The 22,491-nt window shown below is 43.7% G+C and carries 19 protein-coding genes and 2 pseudogenes; 8 read left to right on the plus strand and 13 right to left on the minus strand.

Features of this window, described 5'->3' with window-relative positions:
- Positions 1–46 precede the first annotated feature (46 nt).
- The 11 genes and pseudogenes from AB8613_RS01495 to AB8613_RS01545 form a co-directional block, all read right to left on the minus strand.
- A complete protein-coding gene (locus AB8613_RS01495) occupies positions 47–226 on the minus strand; it encodes a hypothetical protein (RefSeq protein WP_285954115.1) in 180 nt (59 codons plus the stop codon).
- 498 nt (positions 227–724) lie between these two features.
- Complete coding sequence (locus AB8613_RS01500; protein ID WP_285954114.1) at positions 725–1,084, minus strand: DUF6559 family protein; 360 nt, start codon at positions 1,082–1,084, stop codon at positions 725–727.
- Positions 1,085–1,176: 92 nt separating this feature from the next.
- Complete coding sequence (btuD, locus tag AB8613_RS01505) at positions 1,177–1,935, minus strand: vitamin B12 ABC transporter ATP-binding protein BtuD (protein ID WP_285954113.1); 759 nt, start codon at positions 1,933–1,935, stop codon at positions 1,177–1,179.
- Positions 1,922–2,917 (minus strand): vitamin B12 ABC transporter permease BtuC, encoded by a 996-nt coding sequence (gene btuC, locus AB8613_RS01510; RefSeq protein WP_372384296.1) that lies wholly within the window; start codon positions 2,915–2,917, stop codon positions 1,922–1,924. The genes btuD and btuC overlap by 14 nt, the downstream gene beginning before the upstream one ends.
- Before the next feature lie 135 nt (positions 2,918–3,052).
- A complete protein-coding gene (locus AB8613_RS01515) occupies positions 3,053–4,081 on the minus strand; it encodes a succinylglutamate desuccinylase (protein ID WP_019824082.1) in 1,029 nt (342 codons plus the stop codon).
- Positions 4,082–4,359: 278 nt separating this feature from the next.
- Positions 4,360–6,156 (minus strand): M3 family oligoendopeptidase, encoded by a 1,797-nt coding sequence (locus AB8613_RS01520; protein ID WP_372384297.1) that lies wholly within the window; start codon positions 6,154–6,156, stop codon positions 4,360–4,362.
- A gap of 152 nt (positions 6,157–6,308) precedes the next feature.
- Complete coding sequence (gene cobC / locus AB8613_RS01525; RefSeq protein ID WP_372384298.1) at positions 6,309–6,926, minus strand: alpha-ribazole phosphatase family protein; 618 nt, start codon at positions 6,924–6,926, stop codon at positions 6,309–6,311.
- A gap of 9 nt (positions 6,927–6,935) precedes the next feature.
- Positions 6,936–7,538: a bifunctional adenosylcobinamide kinase/adenosylcobinamide-phosphate guanylyltransferase gene (cobU, locus tag AB8613_RS01530; protein ID WP_372384299.1), complete on the minus strand. Its 603-nt coding sequence runs from the start codon at positions 7,536–7,538 to the stop codon at positions 6,936–6,938.
- 9 nt (positions 7,539–7,547) lie between these two features.
- On the minus strand, positions 7,548–8,354 hold the full coding sequence (locus tag AB8613_RS01535) for an adenosylcobinamide-GDP ribazoletransferase (RefSeq protein ID WP_372384300.1): 807 nt from the start codon (positions 8,352–8,354) through the stop codon (positions 7,548–7,550).
- On the minus strand, positions 8,354–9,400 hold the full coding sequence (gene cobT / locus AB8613_RS01540; RefSeq protein ID WP_372384301.1) for a nicotinate-nucleotide--dimethylbenzimidazole phosphoribosyltransferase: 1,047 nt from the start codon (positions 9,398–9,400) through the stop codon (positions 8,354–8,356). The genes AB8613_RS01535 and cobT overlap by 1 nt, the downstream gene beginning before the upstream one ends.
- 58 nt (positions 9,401–9,458) lie before the next feature.
- Positions 9,459–10,069 (minus strand): annotated as a pseudogene (locus AB8613_RS01545) (flavin reductase family protein).
- A gap of 730 nt (positions 10,070–10,799) precedes the next feature.
- Here AB8613_RS01545 and AB8613_RS01550 point away from each other — a divergent pair.
- From AB8613_RS01550 to AB8613_RS01560, 3 genes are all read left to right on the plus strand, one after another.
- Positions 10,800–11,285, plus strand: coding sequence for a type II secretion system protein (locus AB8613_RS01550; protein ID WP_372384302.1), 486 nt, complete (start codon positions 10,800–10,802; stop codon positions 11,283–11,285).
- Between the two features lie 230 nt (positions 11,286–11,515).
- A complete protein-coding gene (locus tag AB8613_RS01555; RefSeq protein WP_372384303.1) occupies positions 11,516–12,211 on the plus strand; it encodes an NAD-dependent epimerase/dehydratase family protein in 696 nt (231 codons plus the stop codon).
- A gap of 185 nt (positions 12,212–12,396) precedes the next feature.
- Positions 12,397–13,770 (plus strand): L-cystine transporter, encoded by a 1,374-nt coding sequence (locus tag AB8613_RS01560; RefSeq protein WP_285954104.1) that lies wholly within the window; start codon positions 12,397–12,399, stop codon positions 13,768–13,770.
- Positions 13,771–13,868: 98 nt separating this feature from the next.
- Here the strand turns inward: AB8613_RS01560 and AB8613_RS01565 are convergent.
- A pseudogene (locus AB8613_RS01565) lies at positions 13,869–13,970 on the minus strand (heme-binding protein); the annotation flags it as partial.
- 373 nt (positions 13,971–14,343) lie between these two features.
- On the opposite strand from AB8613_RS01565, the gene AB8613_RS01570 reads away from it, so the two are divergent.
- The 5 genes from AB8613_RS01570 (at position 14,344) to AB8613_RS01590 (ending at position 21,513) form a co-directional block, all read left to right on the plus strand.
- Positions 14,344–15,105, plus strand: a complete 762-nt coding sequence (locus AB8613_RS01570) for a YdcF family protein (RefSeq protein ID WP_285954103.1) — start codon at positions 14,344–14,346, stop codon at positions 15,103–15,105.
- 483 nt (positions 15,106–15,588) lie between these two features.
- On the plus strand, positions 15,589–17,061 hold the full coding sequence (locus AB8613_RS01575; protein ID WP_372384304.1) for an aerolysin family beta-barrel pore-forming toxin: 1,473 nt from the start codon (positions 15,589–15,591) through the stop codon (positions 17,059–17,061).
- A gap of 186 nt (positions 17,062–17,247) precedes the next feature.
- Positions 17,248–19,542 (plus strand): hypothetical protein, encoded by a 2,295-nt coding sequence (locus AB8613_RS01580; protein WP_372384305.1) that lies wholly within the window; start codon positions 17,248–17,250, stop codon positions 19,540–19,542.
- Positions 19,532–21,151: a M91 family zinc metallopeptidase gene (locus tag AB8613_RS01585; RefSeq protein WP_372384306.1), complete on the plus strand. Its 1,620-nt coding sequence runs from the start codon at positions 19,532–19,534 to the stop codon at positions 21,149–21,151. Before AB8613_RS01580 ends, AB8613_RS01585 begins: the two co-directional genes overlap by 11 nt.
- Positions 21,152–21,330: 179 nt before the next feature.
- Positions 21,331–21,513: a hypothetical protein gene (locus tag AB8613_RS01590; RefSeq protein ID WP_285954099.1), complete on the plus strand. Its 183-nt coding sequence runs from the start codon at positions 21,331–21,333 to the stop codon at positions 21,511–21,513.
- 242 nt (positions 21,514–21,755) lie between these two features.
- Here AB8613_RS01590 and AB8613_RS01595 read toward each other — a convergent pair whose 3' ends face one another.
- Positions 21,756–22,277, minus strand: a complete 522-nt coding sequence (locus tag AB8613_RS01595) for a DUF2058 domain-containing protein (RefSeq protein WP_055318645.1) — start codon at positions 22,275–22,277, stop codon at positions 21,756–21,758.
- Between the last annotated feature and the right edge of the window lie 214 nt (positions 22,278–22,491).

The following is a 22,491-nucleotide window of genomic DNA, read 5'->3' on the forward strand; positions in this document are numbered from 1 at the left end:
TGTTAGTTAGCTTTGGTTCATCATGATCTAACTAATTCTGTTCTGGTTAATCACGCTCACATTGAACTTGAATGACTTTAAGGTCTGTTGCATTTAACTTCTTAGCTAACGCTGCACCTTCTTGGTTACACTCTTCAAGAGTCGTAAATTGGGTATTGATATCCATTTCAGCAGTGCTATCCGCACCACCGATCATTAGGCTTAGAAGTAGTGTTAGTTCGTACATAAGTCATTCCTCTTTCGGAGTTTCAAAGCATCCATTCGAATAAGATACAGTGACTAGAACCACTCCTAGTTCACTTGTTTCGTTTGAGATAATTCTACTCAGACACTTGATTTAAGGCTTACCATTTTACGCCAAGTGACGACAAACTAAGCCTAAAAAATAGCACTACATCATTGTAGTGCCATTTACATTTATATGAGTATTGACTAAGTCCTAACTAGACCGACGCCGTAACAGTTTATGAAAGTTAGTTGGTGTAGAGAACAACTTCACCACCTAGATAAATCGCAGATGTGCATGAACTGGAAGGAGGTTTATCTAACTGAAAAACATGAGGTTTACCCAGAAAAGAAATAAAGCAGTTACTGGTTGTTAAAAGGATTTTAGGCTTGTTTAATAGATGGGTTTTAACGAATAGAGAATGGATGAAAAGGAGCTTCTCGTTAAAATAACGATTTTAACGAGAACAATACCGGAAGAAATAAGTGGTATCAGGCTTTAATAGCGGCTATTCATGCCCATACGGTGTGACATGTCATCGTCCATGCGACCGCCCTTCCAGCCTCTGCCACCTAAAAGGTTTAGAACGTCGCGTGCGTTGTAGCCTTCACCACCAAAGAAATCGTTAGATACATCATTTCTCAACAATTGAATGGTGGATGCCAGCTCAGCATCGAGATTCTGTGGATCAGCAAACAACGCCAATGCAATTTGTTGTTGGCGGTTGCTCAGCTCTTTAGAACTCGTTTCGACTTGTCCGATAGAGAAGAAGTCACGGCTTCCGTAGCTCTTTACCATCTTTGCAGATAGCAGCTTAATCACCTTTTTGATTCTTCGTCTTTGGATGTATCTAAACATATTTGATCCCTTTACTAGCTCGTCTTTAACCCAATAATCAGCTGAACCAGATGACCTTTTTAGCAAATACTCTTTCTAGCCAAAAGCCCTCTCTAACCAAACAGCAGATAGGTTTGATTATCGACTGAGATACTTTTGACTTCGGTATTGAACACCGATTCTAGTTGTTCTGGAGTAAGCACTTGATCAGCTGTACCTGATGCTTGAAGTACGCCTTTATCGAGCAGCAACACCTGGTCGGCGTGTCTTAAGGTGCGATTCAGGTCGTGGTTGGCCATGATCACGGTAATACCCTTCTCCGCCACTCGTTCAATAAGCTTGTACAATAAGGCTTCTTGAGCAATATCCAGCGGAGCTGCGGGTTCATCGAGGATCAATAGCTTTGCGTAAGGATTAAGCGTCGGCCAAATTTGCAAGCACATTCCCGCCAAACGGACGCGTTGCCATTCACCACCAGACAGTGTCTGAATTGAGCGATGAAGTTTGTCTGTGATGTCCAACATCTGGCTTATCTCTTCCAAAGCTGCGTTGATTTCAGTATCAAGGCCGTGTGATGAACTTGGTAATGAGAGCGCGAGATATTGGAACACTTCTAAGTTGAAAGCAGGTCTTGCACTTTGACAAAGATAAGCACGATGCAGTGATAAATCTTGTAGAGACAGTTCCGACAAATCCTGCCCGTCGATCTTTATATCGCCTTTGTAACCATCACTAATGCCAGATATCGATTCGAGTAAGGTACTTTTACCGCTGCCATTCGGGCCGATAACGTGAGTCACCTGCCCTTGCTTGAGCTCAAATGATAGGGGTAATAAACGAGCGCCGACGCTCAGGCTCTTAATTTGAATCATGATTTTTAATTAACATCCAAATGAAGATAGGTGCACCGATACTTGTAGTCATCACACCCAAAGGCAGTTCTGCAGAATCGAGTAATGTACGCGCGCAAATATCAGCAAACACCAACAATGCAGCGCCAGCAACGGCAGATAAAGGAAGAAGGTATCGGTTATCGGTACCAATCGCTAAACGCAATAAGTGTGGCACAACCAAGCCAACAAAGCTGATTACGCCGCCTAATGCCACGGCGCAGCCGACTAAAATAGACACAGCGAAGATTAAGCGCCAACGCAGTTTAGGCACGTTCACACCCAGTTGCGCAGCATGAGTCTCGCCAATCATCAACTTATCCAACTTGCTACCTTGCAGGCACAGCCAAATAATCACGGGAATCATGACTAACGTGAGCGAGTGTTGATACCAAGTGACGCCACCCAAGCTGCCCATCAGCCAGTACATCAATAAACGTAGACTGAGGTCATCACTAAAATAGAACGCCCATGTCACCATCGCGCCAGAAAGAATGCCTAACGCTACCCCCACCAGCAGTAATTTAGCCGTGGTGAGTCGCATCGTTTTTACCATGCTCACCAGAATCACGGTGAAACAGAGCGAACCTAAAACGGCGGCAATCATGAACAGTTCTGGAGTCGGAGCAAACGGCAAGAAGAACAGTACAATCACCATCGCCAAGCTTGCGCCACCAGAAATGCCAAGCACACCCGGCTCTGCCAATACATTGCCTAATAAGACTTGTAAGCTTGCGCCAGATACAGCTAACCCTGCCCCGATGGCAATAGCCGCCAATAATCGAGGTAAGCGTAAATCAACCAGTAGTTTTTGTTCTAACGTGGACAAGGTGCCCAGAGGGGAAATGAAAAGATCGCCAACCATTAGGTAAATCGCACTCAGCGCGACAAGCAGTGCTGCCATCAGATAAATGGCTCGGGTCCATTTGCGCTGTTTTTGGTGAAGAAGTTGTTGGAAATCCATATCAAGCTACTTTGAAATTGTTCGCGTAACCTTACCTGTATCCCCAAATAAACTCAAGGCTCACACCGTAATGTGAACCTTGATATTTCAACCAGTTGAGAGGCTGTTTTGAACAAACGAAACAACGTCTAAGTATTAATCGTAAACCAACTGACCATGGTCGAATCGAGTTTCAACTTCGCACACCATTAAGGCAGCTCGTTGACCGATAGCAACGTTTCGATTCGGGAACACGACGGCTTCGTTTTCATTCTTCGCCATTAATGGCTTATCACCATCATGACCGAACACTTCACCGTGTTTGAACGCCGTAAAGTTCTCAACGGCATCAGAGAACATGAAATCAAAGTCATCGTGCAAACGAACTATGGTTCGGCTTACGCGATAAGTAATGGTTTTCTTTGGTAAATGCTCTGGTTCTATTTCAGCAATCAGATTGCGCATCGCCAAATCGAAAGCAGTAAGCTTATCAAGCTGGTTCTCACCAATTCTTGCTACCTGCCCTAACTCCATTGTCAGTGCTTGCGCTTCAAAGTTTTCAGCGCTGTACCAGCTGAAGGTGCTGGTTGGCGCATTCGACAACAACACAGCTTCAACGTGAGCACTGTTGATAAAATCGAACAAGGCCTTGCTACGTACTTCGTGGCGAACCTTAGGGCTCACGGCAAAAGAGTAATGCTTAGATAAACGGATTGCACAGTGCAGGTCTAAATGCCAGCGAGTGGCAGGTACCGTTTCTTTGTAAAACTCCGTAACCAAGTACTTTAGATTCTTCGCGATATCCACTTCTCGATTACTCTCGTGCTGCTTCTCATCAAACAGACGATTCATATTCACATCAAGAAAACGAGTATGCGCGTTGGTCGCTTCAGGGTGTGCGATGATGAACAAACATCTTGCTGTCACCACTTGGAAGCCAGTTTCAATATCCTCAATGAGCTTATCAATCAGCTCCATTGGTGAGGTTTCGTCGCCATGAACACCGGTTGAAAAGATGATGTTCTTGGTTTCGGAATTATACTCCGCGGGAATCACTTCCAATACACCGCGTTGATGAAGCTTAATTTGAACACCGTTACTCAGTACGGTCTGTCCTGCAACCACTTCTTGCTCAAGATCTAGGCTGTCAAAAAGAAATGATTGGCGAAAGAGGGTCTTCGTCATGCGCTACTCCTTAATTGCACGGCCGTATGTTAATAAATTGTACATAGAAATTGTGTTGCTAGGATCGCACTTATCAATAGAAACTCCGTTATCACTCACAAATACTACCCATATATTTTTATATTACCTGCTGACTTTACTAACCGACATCTGTTCCAAATAACTTTCTCTATTTAAAGCAACTTTTGGCTGTCTCAGCTTTTCTCAAGTCATGTCAGCAAGATAAGAGCCACGTAAGCTAACACAGCTCTTACCTGCCATGAACAGATTGAGATCAATTAATCTTCCTGATCGAGCAATCTTTCAAATTCATCGATTTGAACTTTGACCATGTCGATGCTTTGTTGCCAAAAATCAACTTGAGTCAGGTCCATTCCTAAGTGCTTTTGAACGACTTCTTCCGCCATCATGCTGCCCGTATCACGAAGCAACGAAACGTAATCGCTGTAGAACTGCTCACCTTTCGCATCGCGCTGAGCGTAAACACCTTTACTGAACAGATAACCGAACAGGTATGGATAGTTATAAAAGCTAACTTGAGAGATGCTGAAGTGCAGCTTGCTCGCCCAGAAGTAAGGGTCAGCTTCTGTCATTGCCTCGCCGTACCACTCTTTCCAAGTGGTTTCCATCAGGTCACACAGCTGCTGAGCCGTGAGCTCGCCTTTTTCACGCTGCTCGTAGAAGGCTTTTTCAAATTCGAAGCGAACGGGAATATTCACCATTAGTGCCAAAGAAGAAGAAAGCTCTTCCCACAGCATTTCAAGTTTCTCATTACGTGTTTGTGCTTGCTTCAATAGGTGGTCACGAACGATGTTCTCAGCAAAGATTGAAGCGGTTTCTGCTAACGTCATTGGGTAGCGTGTTTGACACAACGGCATGTCTTTCATCACCCAGTTGTGGAACGCGTGGCCTAGCTCGTGCGCTAATGTCATTAAGTCTGAGCGGCTACCACTCCATGTCATGAACACAAGCGGGGTGCGTGTCGCAGCAAATTTAGTGCAGTACGCACCTAGACGTTTATTGGCTGCTGGAGCGGCATCAATCCAACCGTTCTCAACCATTAATGCGACGAAATCAGCCATCTCTGGATTTACTTCAGCGAAGGCGGTTTTAATCACTTCGATCGCTTCATCAAATGGATAAACCTTAGATTCGCTGTCACCGAGTGGTGGCATCGCTGCTAAATGGTTCCAAGGCTTCATTTCATCGAGCCCGTGAACCTTTGCCATTAATAGACCCGCTTTTTGCCCAACCTCACGATTAGCTTTAGCGACAGACATCATGGTGTCTAACGTTTCAGGCACAATGCGGCTGCCGTGTAGGCTTGGATCAAGGAAATGCACATCGCTAATTTTCGAGCGCTTTTTGTTTTCTGTCAGTCGCCACCCAGCCAATGCGTTTAGGATCGAAGCAAAAGACTCTTGATGCGTCTTCATTGCGCCTTGAACGGCACGCCATGCCGGTTCTTGTTTGTCGAATTCGCTGCCATACAACAAGCTCGCCGCTTGAGAAAAGCCCAGAGCTTCCTCTTCACCGTCCAGCTTTAGTGACAGCTTTAAAGAACCGGTTAGGTTGTCGTATAAACGCCCCCACCCATCACGGCCATCAACCTTCATAGCCGCTAACAACTGCTCTTCAGCAACACTGAGTCGGCTGCTTGATAACTTACGAGAGCTTTCAATCGCAAAACGTTGCCCTGCTACGTCCGCACTCTCATGCTCTAATACTGCATCAATAAACTCCGGTTCTGCATGAATTAGTGTGTCTTCGTAAGGGCTAAATGCTTGAGACATTTCAGAGTTCAGTTTGGCAACTCGACCAAGCAGTGCTTTGGCTTCTGTGTGCGTCGCGTCTACCGATGCGTGGCAGTTAGCGAAGGTGTTGATCGTGCTTAGTAGCGTGCCAGCCGCTTCAGAAGTCTGAATCGCGTTTTGCATCGCTAGAATAATGTGACGCTTTTCAACGTGTAGGTTCAACAGCTCAATGCACTGCTGAATGAGCTCAATGTCCTGTTCGATTTTTGCATCATTAAGATCGCTATAAGCAATGCTTAGATCCCAACTTGGTGTTGTCATGACTAAATTCCTTTCACGTAGGTAGTAATACCAATCAGGTATAGCGGCTGTGAACGCCGCTTTATACTTCTATTTATATTTCTGTTTCTATTTCTATTTCTATTTACAGTTCTAATAGATTGTTAATTCTTAAAACTGTGTATTTTTAACACTCAGAGAACAGGCAGGCCTATCGCTTTGACGCTGATAAAGCTCTGTGCAAACTGAGTGACTTGAATATGGGTTATTGATGCATTCTCTATCGATAACTTCGAGTACAAACTCGGATTTTTCCAATCAATATCAAGGCAATGCGCCAATAACATTCGAATAACGCCACCATGAGTAACCAACAATAGATTGTCACTTGGATTGTTCAAAAGTTGCGACCAAGCTTGAGTTACTCTGTCGTGGAAGCCCTGTAAACTTTCTGCACCAGTTAATTGATGATTAGCAGGGTCTTTCCAAAAGGTTTCTAACATTCCCCACTTGTCTTCAAGTTTATCAAATGGGACACCATCCACTTCACCGAAGTTCATTTCCTGAAAGTCTGGTGCAACTGATAAAGGCACTGACATACGCTCTGCATACAGGGTTGCCAGGTCACTGCATCGTCTTAATGGTGAGGTAATAACACCATCGAAAGCGATATCATGTTCAGCCAACGCATCACAAATCTGTTGTTGAAGGTTTGGGTTAACCAACACATCAGATAAACCATTCAGTGCAGCTTTTCCTTCAACCTTGCCATGTCTTAGCATATAGATGTTTTTGGTTGTTCCATTGACCATGAGTGCGACCTAGCCTTGAGTATCAAGCAAGTGATTAGATGGTTTTAAGTGAAGCGGCAATCCGGCAGCGACCAGTGTGACGCGTTCAACGACGCAAGCTAGCGCTTGGTTCATTCTCCCTGCATTGTCCACAAACAAGCGCGACACTTTACCCAATGGCACAACACCTAAACCGACTTCGTTAGAGACCATGATAATTTGCGCAGGGCTTTGCTCGACGCTTTGCACCAATAGTTCCACAACGGCTTCAACCTGTTCATTGGTTGCGTCATCACCCAGTTCAAAGATGACGTTGTTCAGCCACAAGGTTAGGCAATCAATCAACACCACATCATCTTGGTTAAAACACTGCAGTTTTTCGGCTAACTCAACAGGAACTTCATGCTCAATCCAATGCTCGCCACGACGTTGTTGATGGTGCGCGATTCGTTCTCGCATTTCGTCGTCCAAGTAAGTGGCTGTCGCAATATAGTTGAGGCGTCCATTTGAACATGCTTCAAGCGCACATAATGCTTGTTGCTCTGCAAAACTCGACTTGCCAGAACGAGCCCCGCCTAATATCAGATGGCTGTTTCGCTGCCTTGTTTGATTAGTTTGATTCGTGTTCGTCATAGAAAGCCGTTATAGAAAGCCATTGTAAAATGCAGTAATGAATACAAGGTAAGTCAGCAACTCAATCAACTGTTGAGCTGCCCCCAAGCAGTCGCCAGTAAAGCCACCAATTCGAGCCGTTAACCACTTTTTGAAACCTGTTCTGAACAGATAGGCGACGACAGATAAAACCAAAGCGAATTCAAGACCAAACCATAAGCTAGGCAGCACGCCTACAAGCAATAAGAAGACAAGTTCGCCTTTGGTTTGCTTGTTAGCCAATGGCTTACTTTTACTGGTATCTAAATCGCTAACGTAAGGCATGTCGTAAATCAGCGATGCAGCAATCGCGCGACTAAAGGTATAACTGGTAACGATAACCATAAACAGAGCAGTCATGGTGACCAGTTCATTCAAAAGAATCCACTTACCAAGCAAAGCCATGATAAGCGCAGACGCGCCATATGTGCCGATACGGCTATCTTTCATGATGCTCAAACGGCGTTCGAGCGTCATTCCACCACCAATGCCATCCGCCATGTCGGTCAGACCATCTTCATGGAAAGCACCGGTGAGCATTAAGCTGAAACTCATCATTAAAAAGATGGCAACTGCACTTGGCAGTATGGCATCGAGCAACAAGAATACGCCGCCACAAAGAACACCAAGTAACAAACCAACAGCTGAAAAATAACGACCCGAACGATTCATTCGCTCTGATGAATAGGACGTGTTCTTTGGCATTGGCAAGCGAGAAAAGAAACCCATCGCCAGCGCAAACAACTCCCACTGATAAGTGACTCGATCTTTCAATGATCTTTCTGGTGCATCATTCATTAAACAGTGACTCCAGCGCTCTCGAAGCTCGCCATGTTGTTGTAAAACTCTGCAGCCGCTCGAATGATAGGCATGGCTAGTGCAGCCCCCGTGCCCTCGCCCAGTCTCAAGCCAAGATCGAGCAGTGGCTCTGCGTCCAGAAGCTCTAACAAGATTCTGTGTCCCGACTCTTCAGAGCGATGTGCAAAAATCATATAATCACGACAGTTCGGCTCGATTAAAGTCGCGGCATACGCAGCAACCGACACTATAAAGCCATCGACTAATACTGGCGTTTTGTTCTGGTAAGCACCAAGGAAACCACCGACCATTTGAACGATTTCATAGCCACCGACTTGTGCTAGTACCTCTTTAATATCTTTAACTTCTTTCGCAGCTAAACCTTTGCAACGAGCAACACCTTGCTCAACCACAGCCACTTTACGTGCAAGCTGTTCATTGTTGATGCCAGTGCCTAGGCCAACACACTCATCTGCAGACCGATTCGCTAACGCACTTAAGATCGCAGATGCGCTGCTGGTATTTCCGATGCCCATTTCACCAAACATGATGATATTGGTTCCATTTGAAATGGTTCTAGAAATAAGTTCTGTACCCAGTTCAATCCCACGCTCAACCGTTTCGAGGCTCATTGCCGCTTCATTGGCAAAGTTATTGGTTCGTGTACCTAAACGCTGAGAGATCAACATGCCACTGTCTGATTCCACAGGCAACAATATCCCCGTGTCGACTACCGTGATATCGATATCACTCACCGCACAGAAGCAATTTATCGCCGCGCCACCGCTTAAAAAGTTCAACACCATCTGTTGCGTCACGGCACTTGGAGCAATACTCACACCTTCATCGGCTATGCCATGGTCGCCAGCAAATATGATGATACTTGGCTTATTCAATTCGATGTGCTCAACCGCAGTTTCTTTGCCTTGGCTCTGAATCAATGCCAGTTTATGTGCGACTTTTTCTAGTAAGCCAAGCGCACCGAGCGGCTTGGTTTTTTGGTCAATTCGGTGTTGGATGTACTGCGAGTATTGGGTATCTAACATAGTTTTTAAAAACGCTTATTCTGGGTACGTTGATTTAGGAGCTACTACTTAGGGATTATTACTTAGGGCGTGCGACAGAGAACACATTGGAAAGCGTCGCGTATTCCCCCCACCAAGTCGAGATAAAGGATCCAGTGCTAGTGCATCAACCTTCAAGCGCTCACTCTCTTTATCGATCACATCTTCGGAAATGTACACGGTTTCAACTTGAGCAAAGATGAGACTTTGCGGTACTTCACCGACTTCTTTAACTTCATACAATGTGCAACCAAACGCCACAGCACACTCCTTCACTCTAGGTAAAGAAAAGCCTTCAAATTCAACCAACTCGATATTATTCGCGGTTACTTCAGACTCACCATGATCGAGCGTGGCTGCTGTCGCCGTCATCACCTCGGCAGAACTGGCTGACGCGATATGAATGACCAACTTACCCGTTTCAAGGGCATTACGGGTGGTATCTTTGATTTCGCCCGATGGCTTTTTCCCAACCGATAGCATCAGTAGCGGCGGGTTGCTGGAAACAGGCGTGAAATAAGAGAAAGGCGCTAGGTTGTACTCTTGGTCAGAAGATTCCGTCAATGCCCACGCTATCGGGCGAGGAACAACGGTTTGTGTCATCAGGTGATAGATCTGAGTGGGAGCGAGAGTATCAAGCTTGAGGTTCATAGCACGTCCTTGGTCTATGTGAATTACGACTCAGTTTACGTGTTAAGCAATGCTGTATCTATGCCTAATCAACCGAAATCGCAGAGAGTGTTCTTAATTTAATCAGTTCAAGAGCACTTTTTCTCAAATTGAGAATCAAAAAACACAACAGGGTTTCGTATCGAACACCACCAAAGCTAAAAATCAATAACTTATGTTTTGGCACCGTTTATGCTTTATTTAAAGTACTTGTTGATCTCTCCATTGATACGTATCCATACAGTGAACACCCACATTATTAGCTACAAAATGCAACACCAAGCAACACAACCGGTTGAAAGCAACAAAGTTCAGAAAAGTGATTTAGGAGGTGTAATGATTCCGAATTCAAGCAAAAGAAAACCAAATAAATCAGGTAAGAAAACTAGCAAGAAGGTAAGGAAAATCCCACTCTCCTTTACCTAGTAAGCAACAAAGTAAATAACAAGCCCGTCGCCCAGCGGGCTTTGTTATCTCTACTGACATCACTTCCTATCTCTTTGTGCAAAACTCAATCGAACAGCTACCAAGTCCAACTAATTAGACATTTAGTACAAAACGAAACCACTAAATAAGTAAATCAAATTGCTTTGGTACACTTATCACTCAATGTAAATTATCCCTTACATTTTATGTACTTACATAAATCTCAGATCCATTTACATATTAAATCTTGTTGCTAATATTTCCCTGTCAGTTATTAAGGGTACTTATGGAAAACAAAGGCTTCACGTTAATTGAAATGGTGGTGACTATCATCATTTTAGGCATTCTCTCAGTGACTGTAGCACCACGATTTTTGAACCTGAACTCTGATGCCAGGATAGCCACACTCGATGGATTCATTGGCGCTTTCAACGCAACAAACGAAATCGTGATGGGTAAAGCCACTATTGAAGGTTTAGAGAAGGAAAAACTAGCAAAGCTCTCAGATCAAAATATTTGGATACGATGGGGAACGATCGCTCTCGACTCTGACAATGTTGAAAACGCTATGGAAACGGAAAACTACCATCTATTGAGCTACGGACCTCAATTTAACCCTACGCTGATTGTCTACACAGGCAAAGAAAGGCAGTTTAGAGAACTGAAAGCTTACAACTGTTTCGTTCAACTCACTCGCTCCTACACATTAAATCAAGATCAGCTCGTCAACATTGGTGATCTTACGATCAATACATTCTATGACGGGTGCTAACTCAAGCGCCGTGAAGTCTTACTAAACCTAACACCTGCTTTTACAGTTAATTAAAACAGCTTGTATTCGTGAGCTGTTTTTCACCTTTTCTTCGGTTTGTTGTCAGCGACTTTGCCGACATGGAATTGACAATTTGTATGCACCTTCACATTACCGACGATGAAATCGCCAACATTCCTAAATAAGGTTTAAATTAAAAACAGTAACTTACATATACGTTAGGGATAACCATGAGCATTACTGGAGACAAAACATCGGTCGTGGTGGCTGGTGCAACAGGGCTAATTGGCCAACATGTGATGAAGCTGCTCACCGACGAACCTGCAGTTGATCATATTTATGCCTTGTCCCGAAGAGCATTAGACTCGCAGTTTCATTCCGATAAACTCCACACGCTCATTCACAGTGATCTTCAAGTCACGAGTTGGGACGATACCCAAGCCACACCTAATCTCGGTATTATCTGCTTAGGAACGACTAAGAAAAAGGCAGGTTCGAAAGAAGCATTGCGTAAAGTCGATGTAGAGTTGGTTAGCCATGTGGCTCAGTCGATGAAGTTTCTTGGGGTTCAACGCGTTGCGGTTGTGTCCAGTTACGGCGCGTCCGCCGATTCCTATTCGCACTACCTCAAGTGTAAAGGGCAAATGGAACAGAACTTAAAACGTATCGGCTTCAAGCAACTGTTCATTGCACGCCCTGGGCCATTGGTTGGTGAGCGAGAAGAACCAAGAGCCGACGAAAAACTGCTACAAAGCCTGTTTCCTCTCCTATCGCCCTTTATGTTTGGCAAATTCAAAAACCTGCGCCCAATTCAGTCAAAAGACGTTGCGCAAGCCATGTTGTTCCGATTGTTCGAAAATAATTTCCAAAATATCGAAATTTACTCGTCAAGCGACATGCTTAATTTATTGGCAAAATATCGCTAAAAAGCTCATCTATTCACCACAATGTTGGATATCCACTCATTCTATTCAGTGGATATTACCTATCGTTCTATTTAATTACTTTTCCTTATTTTACGTTTTGTTACAGGTCGCTACTGTAGCTAACAGTATTTGCGCCCATATATCTAAGCGCCCTATCGATTCAAAGAAATTCATAAGGAAAACAAATGTCATTTTCAGCTATCGCTGCCTTAGCGGTATTCACTGGTATCCTCTTCTTTCTCTACGGACAGCAGAAAAAAGAAAACACGTTATCGCGCTTAGTTCTATTAGGTTTAGTTTTTGGTAGTGCTTTCGGCCTAGGTCTTCAGCTGCTATTTGGTGAAGGCAACCCTGTTATTAAAGAAACGCTAGACTGGGTAAACATTGTTGGTCGTGGTTACGTTGGCCTACTGAAAATGGTGATCATGCCATTAGTATTGGTTTCAATGATTGCTGCAGTAGTGAAGCTTGAAAAAGGCGGTTCACTGGGCAAAATCTCTGGCATCACAATCTCTGTGTTGCTCGCAACCACAGCGATTTCTGCGATTGTCGGTATTGTTGTGACTCAAGCATTCGGCCTATCTGCTGAAGGTTTGACAGAAGGTGCTCGTGAAACAGCACGTATCGCAACGCTAGAAAGCCGCATTGGTACTGTTTCTGACTTAACGATTCCTCAAATGCTGGTTAGCTTCATTCCAACCAACCCATTTGCAGACCTAACGGGCGCTCGCTCTACGTCTATCATCGCGGTTGTTATCTTTGGTGTGCTAACGGGTATTGCTGCACGTAAAGTAATGGCAGAGAAAGAAGAGCTAGAATCTCCAATTCGTACGTTCGTTGAAGCGGCTCAATCTATCGTGATGCGCTTAGTTAAGATGATCATGGCACTAACGCCATACGGCATCGCAGCATTAATGGCGAAAGTAGTAGCAACATCAAGCGCTTCTGACATCTTAAGCCTACTAGGTTTCATCGTCGCTTCTTACGTAGCAATTCTATTGATGTTCGTTGTTCACGGTATGTTGGTTTCTTTTGTTGGTGTAAACCCGAAAGAGTACTTCCAAAAAATCTGGCCTGTTCTAACGTTCGCTTTCACTTCGCGTAGTTCTGCAGCAACGATTCCACTGAACGTTGAAGCTCAAATCACGAAGCTAAACGTGCCACCAGCAATTGCTAACCTATCTGCATCTTTTGGCGCAACAATTGGTCAAAACGGTTGTGCGGGTATCTACCCTGCAATGCTAGCAGTTATGGTTGCACCTACAGTTGGCATCGACCCTATGGACATCAACTTCATTCTGTCTCTGATTGCAATTATCACAGTAAGCTCTTTCGGTATCGCAGGTGTGGGTGGCGGTGCAACGTTCGCAGCACTTATCGTACTTCCAGCTATGGGCCTTCCTGTAACGATTGCAGCACTGCTTATCTCTATCGAACCACTTATCGATATGGCTCGTACGGCGCTTAACGTATCTGGTGCAATGACAGCCGGCACTATTACAAGTCGCCTATTAGGTAAGAAAGACAAGCAACAAGATCTGGAACAAGCGAACGCTTAATTCTGAATCAAACAGCTCGACCAACAAAAAAACCGATGTTCATGCATCGGTTTTTTATTTTCTGTCTTATGTCAGAGCCACTTTCTGAACAGTAGAGCTTAAAGCACTAATCGAATCACTTTCTCAGCTAATGCTCCATCGCCCCCTTCACTCAACCCACTGATACCAACCGCCCCAAGCACCTGCCCTTGATGTTGAATAAAATGTTCATCAAGTTTTCTCAGAATTACTTTGATAGCTTGAGTTGAGTTGAGTTGAGTTGAGTTGATGAATTTAAAAGATGAGAAGTTGATAAACAAATAAACTAAATAACACGAAATAAGGTTTAAATGACACAAAATAAGATTTAAATAATCCTCCTGATTTATATGCCTATATTTTAAGAGGGATAAATCGAACAATAATGAAGCATTTTAGTTACTACTATCGCGAACATTAATCGTTAATAGAGAGAAATCGTGCATTTGTTCAATAATACAATGAGTTAGCTATGAAGAATCATCATGATTGATATATGATGCAACGCTTCAACATGCTACACCACCTTGGCATCAGTTCGACAACGGGATCCTCATGAGCTTTATTATATTATTACTTCTTCTGCTATTCGTAGGCTTTACACGTTTACTTCAGTGGCGAAAAACCTCTCTGTTTTTATCTCTTGTTCTTATATCGTCATTTGTGTTGATTGGTTCAGGTTTGATCCCTCGTTATTTATTAGACGACCTACAAGCGAATTATGAAAATAAGCCTGATATCCAATGGTCTGACAATAACGCCATTGTTCTTCTAGGCGCAGGCACACAGTTAATTAAAAGCACGCAAGAGTTCGAGCCAGCCTTTTTCTCTTTTGGTCGAATCAGCGAAACCGCAAGCCAATATAAAGATTGTGCAAAAGCGCAAACCACATGCAAAGTGATCATCAGTGGTGGTGATGCTCAGAATAACGGCGTTACAGAGGCTGAAGTTTATCAACAGCAACTGCTTAGGCTTGGCGTCCCAATGGCCGACATAATTCAAGAACCGAACAGCGTGAACACGTGGAAAAATGCACAGCTGACCAGCGACCTGATGAAGCATCATAAATTCGACAACATTGTGCTGGTTTCATCTGGCCTGCACATTCGCCGTAGTGAACTCTATTTCAACCACTTCGGGTTGGACGTGATTCCGGTTAGAGCTGATTACATGGCGGCTCAAATCTCATGGCTGCCACTGTGGTACAACTTTGCGGTAACAGACTTTGCTCTGCACGAACAAGTCGGCTTTGCTCGATACAACATCTATAATTTTATGGGCTGGAACAGCAAACGGGAAAAGCCTGGGGATGCTTAATCGCGTTCAATCAAGTTAATTCGAGCGATACAAACAAAAATGCAGCAACAATCGAAAGGTTGTTCGCTGCATTTTTTGATCCTACCTATCACAACATCATTTCTTATTCTGGCTTACGTTCTTACTCACCATCCAGTCAACAATATATCTTTCTAATCAATCTTGCTGACTTATTTTTCCAAACCCATGCCCTAGATAACGAAGTTACAGAAACACAAACGTTCAACAATTAACCGTCCATTAATTGGATGGTTGAAAGTAATTGAAATCAATCAAGATAAGTCTTTATCAAACGACAAGTTGATCAGTACAAGCCTCTGATATTTATGAGTATTTATTTTCAATTCATTTCAGTACTTTTGGCTTTGTTTTATATGACAGAGTACACCCCGCTAGAGACCCTCGGCTAGAAAATACTTATAAAAACACATATAAATCGCATCTAAAAATAATAGCCAAATATTGGCACCTAGGAATTTATTCATGCTCAACGTCAGTAAAACCATGCTATTTAGCACTGCCCTATCATTAATACCTTTGACGGCTCATTCAAAAATATACTCAGACCAAATTGTCTTAGACAAGCTTGGGGAAGATGTTTGTCGCTCGGACTATCGCCCACTTACTCATACCGAAGCACAAGAACACAAAACAGCGCTAATCTCTCGCATGAACGTGTGGGACATAGCAGGCCTTCAAAATGACTGGGGGATCATGGGGTCTGGCTACCACGGGCTCATCAAACAAGGACAACCAAGCGACAATACCTGGTGTTACCCCAATACCCCAGACGCAGGCCTCCCTTACTACGAAGCGCAAGCCATCGAAACGAACAATAACCTTGATGTTCAACGCGCGTTAGTCAGCGACAACACGAACTTTATCAGACCACTGAGTTACTTGGCCCATAACCTGGGTTACGCTTGGGTTGGAGGCGACAACGGGCGTTATGTCGGTCAAGATATGGCAATAAAACCGCTTAACAATGGTTGGGAGATTAAAGGGAATAGCGATAGAAGCTGCACCGGTGATCGCTGTGACGAAAAAACAAAAATCACAATCGACAACTTCTCTTACACGCTCGATAGCAATGCATTTTCTCATGGTAACGTTAGCGAACCAGAACAAACGCTTATCAATACAGTGTCGGCTTACGCTATTAATGACAGCGACGAACCGAAGCAGATTATCGTTGACCTTCATTTTGAGCAATCCACCCAGTGGCGCAAAACCAACAGCTTTGACCTCTCAGACTCAGTAATGCTCAAAGAGAACTTTACTTGGCCTCTGGTTGGGAAAACAGATGTAACAGTGGTGCTTGAGCAAGACCAACGTTTCTCTGATACCAACAATGGTTCTCGCTCAGAACCTACAGAGCTACAAGCGATCATCACCGTACCGGCTAATTCTGTTTTGCCCTTTAGAGTCGAGTTTTATCGCTCAAGTATCTCTTACCCGTACCGCATCAAAACGAACATCGGCTACGACGTCAATTTCACAGGCTTCTTACGCTTTAGCGGCAATGCACTCAGTAATCACCCGACAAATCGTCCAACTGTTTCCCACACCTTCACCATGGGAACCAACAGTGAAAAACAAGCGAACATCCGCTACCAATGGGATCACCGCTATATTCCTGGAGAAATGAAATGGTGGGATTGGAGCTGGGCTATCAACACCAATGGATTGAGCAACATGCAATATGCAGCAGGAGCAAGTTTGCGTCCGTTCTACACTCATGTATCAGGTCAATTCAGTGCTGAATCTCAATATTCAGGCCTGATCGATATCGGTGAAGAACACTCTGTCGACTCATTCGATGCGATGAGCGCACTGAACAATCATAAAATCTACTATGTCGGCGATGTTCAGGTGATAACTGACTTTGATTCTGAAATCCTCGCGCAGCTGGGATATGAAGATGCTCAACTTATGATTAACCCTATACAGCGATAAACAAGCTCACATTTCCCCCTATCTAAGCTCATCACACTGGTGATGAGCTTTTTTGTTGATGACAAACCCAAAGAAAGCCAAAGCACCTATTCGCCACTTATGCCCACACTGATCTCCTTTTTGTCAGTAAAAAGCTAATCGAAAAGTGCTATCCACCTAACCGCGATAAAAAACTAGTATTTGAATATGACCAAAAAAAACGATCTATGGTGGCTCACAGCTATCGTATATAGTCCTTTATCAGCCGCACTTTGCTTAAGTGACGGAGTTCAAGATACACAATCACTACACACAATAAACAATAATCGGGCCGCTTTATGGTCTCAAAATGAGCTTTATGCAGAGCCAGATTTTGGTACTGCGTTAGGCGAACTTGAACTCAGTGCGCACGCGCAATCTTTCGCATCAGCATGGCCACAAACAGAGAAAGCGTTGGCTAATGTCCCGCAGACATTCGAAAGCTCGTTAAGCCAGGAAAGCCTAATAAACCGACTAGGTCAGGCTGGTTCTTCGACGTTGGAAGTATTAGGACCAATCGGAGATGCAGTCGCAGTCGGCTTTTGGGTCGACAACATGGTCCAAACATTCTCTCAGGAATCCTCAACTCGGCTCGATAAAGCGGCCTCTATCTTTTCCTTAGTTCCTCTAGTTGGTGATGAGCTAAACCTATTATCGAATGACATTAAGTACTTCGCAGCCAAAGAAAAAATCACCGAATTTGAAAACCAATCACATTACGTGTTTACCAACCACTCCTCAGAATTTTCTCGTTTCCACCACAAAAAAGAGGACGCAATTTCTCTACTTAACAAATACGACAATCACGTATTACACAGTGCCTCAATGTACGTCGACCACCTGCTTCTTGAAGCAGACACCGAATACCGACGACTCACCTCTGCATACGATAGGCAACTTTCTAAGCAAATGGCTCGAATTGATTTAGAACTGTTGAAGTCAATCGGACACCTTTCCCCTGATTCAAATCTAAACCAACCTCTATGCCAAAACGGTCGATCCTCTTTAACAGAGATCGAACGCTGCATTCGCACTGAAGGACCAGCACGCATTGATGATCTGATTAACAACCTGAACGCAGATAACTATCACGCGCTCGCTTTAAATATACATAGCAAAAAAAGAGAACTTGTTGAAATCGCTTTGCGCCGACTATCCACACACAGAGAGAACATAGTTAAACGACTCATAGAAAGGCCAAAGCCTCACGTAGCATCGATCATTACACAAAGCAAAATCAACCGAAGTATATTGAAATTTCAAGTAAGGCAAAGTGGATTGAGAGAGTATGCGAAAGAAATGTGGGATATCGATTACCTGAGCGAGGAACAACTCAGTACAGCAACTATAGAAGTCCGTCCCGCAAGAACTTGCTGGGGTGTTCCTTCCATTGCCCCAGGCGGTATTCAAGCTTCTCTAGATGCATGTAAAGACTCTGGCCCATTGTATGATACTTACCATCCTAAAAAAGACGCTGAGTTATCCGAGTTGTTGCTAAAAAAGGTAGAATTTAATGTCGAAAATCATATTGCATCAAGGATTATTAATGGTTGGCCCACTGGCTTATTTAGAACTCAGCTAATCAACACCGCTAGCGCTTACATATCAGGCCAGTCATCGAATAAACTATTTGAAGAGCTAGTGTCCGAGTTAGCGAACATCCAGATTCTTAGCTACCAAACGCCTTTCAGCGAATACTTAGATAGCAAAGGAATTGACAGCTCTGATCCAAATGTTCGTAAAAGTTGGTATCAGATTAGCCGTTGGTATGAACTACTGCTAACAGAGCGACCGAGCGGCGGAGTGTTAGATCAAATCAAACAATATGAAATTTTTAAACATTTTATTCAACCTCAATTCAAGCTCGCGATTTCAATGTCTTACATCCGCTCTCTCAACTACTCGTTACCGTATCCAAGTGTATACTCTGCAGCAAACCTTAGGTTTTATGCCCCTAAAATGGCAGACATACTCGATGACGTGATGTCGCAGCCAAGCGCTCACTTTGAACGAAACTTTCAAAGCGCTATTGAAAGCATCATTGAAAAGGCAATGAAGACGACGAATGCCAACCAACTTCAATATTTATTAGGCGACCTTTCGCTCTATCTACAAATCGCACAACATCAGCAGTCAGAAGTCAATGTATCACCTAACAGCAAGCATCAGCTGTTTAACAGTACGCTTTCAACTCCTCACCTAAACTACCTTTCCAATGAGTATCAAGATGAAATGGAACAGCAGGTAGCTTATGTAGCTTCGCATGCGCTATGGAGCCAGCTAGCGGACATAAAAATAGCGTTGAACGAAGGAAACCTTGAGTCTGCAATTGACCAACTTGGGCAAATCATTAAACAAGAAGAGCTGACTCTGCTTCCACATATCACCCATTTTCTTCTTGTAGAACTCGAAGATTGGATTGAATTACAAATAGCGTTAGAGGAGTCAGTTTATGAAAAATAGTATTATCCTAGCCCTATCAGGGTTTTTAATGCTTGTTAACTCAATAAATACATACGCAGGAAAAGGGTCAGAATTTGGTCTTTTTTACGATGCTCCGGATGGCGTAAAAGTCATTGCTGGCTACAATTCAGACACCTACGGAAAACTCTATCGCATGTCGAGAAACCTCTATGTACAAACAAAGAGTGACGCCTACCTCTCCGATATGAGCGTATTGATCCGCAAACTGCAGCTATCGCAAACTGGACGAGAAATCTTACGACAAATAGCAACTTACACACCGGTCAATGCGCCGAATGATGGTGTTGCCCCATTAATTGAACACACGATAGGGGTCGATCAGTCTAAAGCTACTATTGTCACTGTGATAAGAGAACCAGAAGGACCAGGAAGACTCTTTGAGACGATACCCTCTATATTTGAAGATCAACAAAAGGCCTCGCTTGCTTGGCAGCGACAATTTAATGGTAAGGGGGTCTCGAATACGGTTTACTTCTCCACCACGGAGATAGTCAATATTCCAGGAACAGAGACACCGTTTGATCAAACCGTCGCATTAGGGCATGAACTCATACACGCGAGAGACTTCTCTTCTGGTGCCGTCCCTCAAGGTAATGCGCCTCTGTCTCACCGACACCCAGACACCAATAAAGCGACAGAGTATGTGATTCCAAATTATGAATATCAGACCACAGGAATTACTCACTACAACAATGCTGAACACGGTCGAGATCCCGTTGCGGAAATCAGTAATGCCAGGCAGTCAATCATCAACCTTCGTGAAGAGATGTACTTCCAATGGAAAGCGCTAGGACAAGAAAAACCTAAGGCGTATTTAAAAAATGAAAAGCTCGTGAGTGAATTTCATTTGGCTGACGATTTGGGAAAAGTAAAAAGAAACACCTATTGGCCGAAAGAGCACTACGACTACAAGCCATATACGCTTGAAACAAGACCATCCGCAACACCTCAGCATGCACCGAACTGGGATACTGTAGAAGGGAAAATGGCACATATCGAAGTTAGACAAGCACTAAAGAAATCGTTAAGTGAAGGTAACAAACCTGCGATTGTCATCGTTGATGCTACCGAACAACGCTTATCTCAAAGCTTGCAAAACTCGCCAGCGCTGACACGCAGAGGACTCGGAAACCAAAGTTCAATTCTGAAATACGCTGCTCAAAACGATATTAAAGTGGTCAATATTTATAGCAAGCAGAATGAGACCCCACTTAGCTCCTTAAAGAAACGTAAAAAGAGCCTTCTTTATCGTTCAATTTCAGGCAAACAGACAGACGCAGACCAAGGTTACAGTGATGTTCAATACAGCAAAGACAATCAAAGCACGTTAGTCTCAGCGCTTGAAGAAAATGATGAAGTTTTGGTCATGGCCTACTCCGATGGAAAAGTGACAACTAATGTAATCGATAGCCTATCTGGTGGCATGGATAAACAAGTGGTTGTATCCAGATACGCTAACTTAGATTACCAACCTTCAAACCTTAGTGCGGAAGAAAGTACTGCATGGAAGGCACTTAGCAACAAAGAGAATGTGAAAATGTTAGGTGGAGGTAGCCGCTCTCGCTTCAATATATGTAGCATCCAATAAACAGCATTGTCGAACTCGAAGCACCTTATATCGCTGCTCCTTTCTGTGGCCAAGCACAGCAACAAGTAGCGAGTTTATGGCCAATAAACCCGCTACTTGACTTAAAAATGAAATCACAACGAAACAAAAGTTTGAGTTAATGGGGCCGTTTATACACTGGTATTCCATCAGGAGGATCTATGAAACACTGCCCATCTTGTTCAACTGAACTGGTCGCAAGAGACGATGTAAAAATTTGCCCGCGCAATGAAATCGGCGACTGCTATTTTGATGGCTATGAGCAATATCAGCTTGAATATCATCAACTTAAAAACAACCAACAAGACTCAACTTTCGACATCGCAGACATTGTTGCCGATTAGCTGGCCAAAGCCTTAGTCGGTAACCTACTTGCTTACCTACTTACCAGTAAAGCGGTCGTAAGTGAGACACTGGCAATGAATTATTTCTCGAACATAGAGACACGACCGGTTCAGATGAGCCCGTAAATAATTCTATGCAGTTGCCAACATTGAAAAAGCCCCGATGTAAAACACATCGGGGCTTTTAATACTTCTTCAACGCCACAAGTAATTGACGAATTAGATAGTGGTTTAGTCGAGGGCTACCACATTAGATCATCTGGGATCACGAAGTCTTTGTACGGGTCATCTTCGTCTACTTCATCAGAGCTTGAAGCTTGAGTATCAACGATAGATTCTTCGTCACGCATCGCGATCTTGTTCGCTACCGCAGTAGGGATAACAACATAGCTTTCGCCTTGACGCGCGATACTTAGGATACCTTTACTTAGTTGCTTTTGAGTCAGCTCTTCTACGTAAAGGTATTTAACTAACGTACCGTCGGTAAAGTTGTATTTAATCTCACCGTTCTTCTGTTCGAGCTTGTTCATCTCGATCAATTGCTTCACTTGAGCTTTAATTTCTTTGCTCAACTGTTGTTCTTTCAACTGTTGGTTTAGCTCTTTGTCTTTCGCTTGCTGCGCCAGTTTAGTTTCTTCAGCTGCCGCTTTTGCTTCACGAGACTGAACGCGAGACTTTTTAGAGCCTTTCTTCGCCTTCTTTAATTTTTTCTCATTTACCAAGCCAGCTTTAAGCATTTGCTCTTGGAGTGTTAACTTTGCCATGACTTTCCCAGTTCAGGATTAAAAACGACACTATCATACCTGTTTTTGAGGAATCTGTTTACTGAACAATGGCAAAATTTATGCTGATAGAGCAAGGCCGCTAGCGTTATCCCTTATCGTGATTCAGAGCATCCATTTCTGGTTATTTACCGACCTATGATTTCCACAAAAACACACCACTAGTGACTTACCCTCAAATCCAAATCGTTCCTCT

This window comes from Vibrio sp. BS-M-Sm-2 (assembly GCF_041504345.1).
Taxonomy (GTDB): Bacteria; Pseudomonadota; Gammaproteobacteria; order Enterobacterales; family Vibrionaceae; genus Vibrio; species Vibrio satsumensis.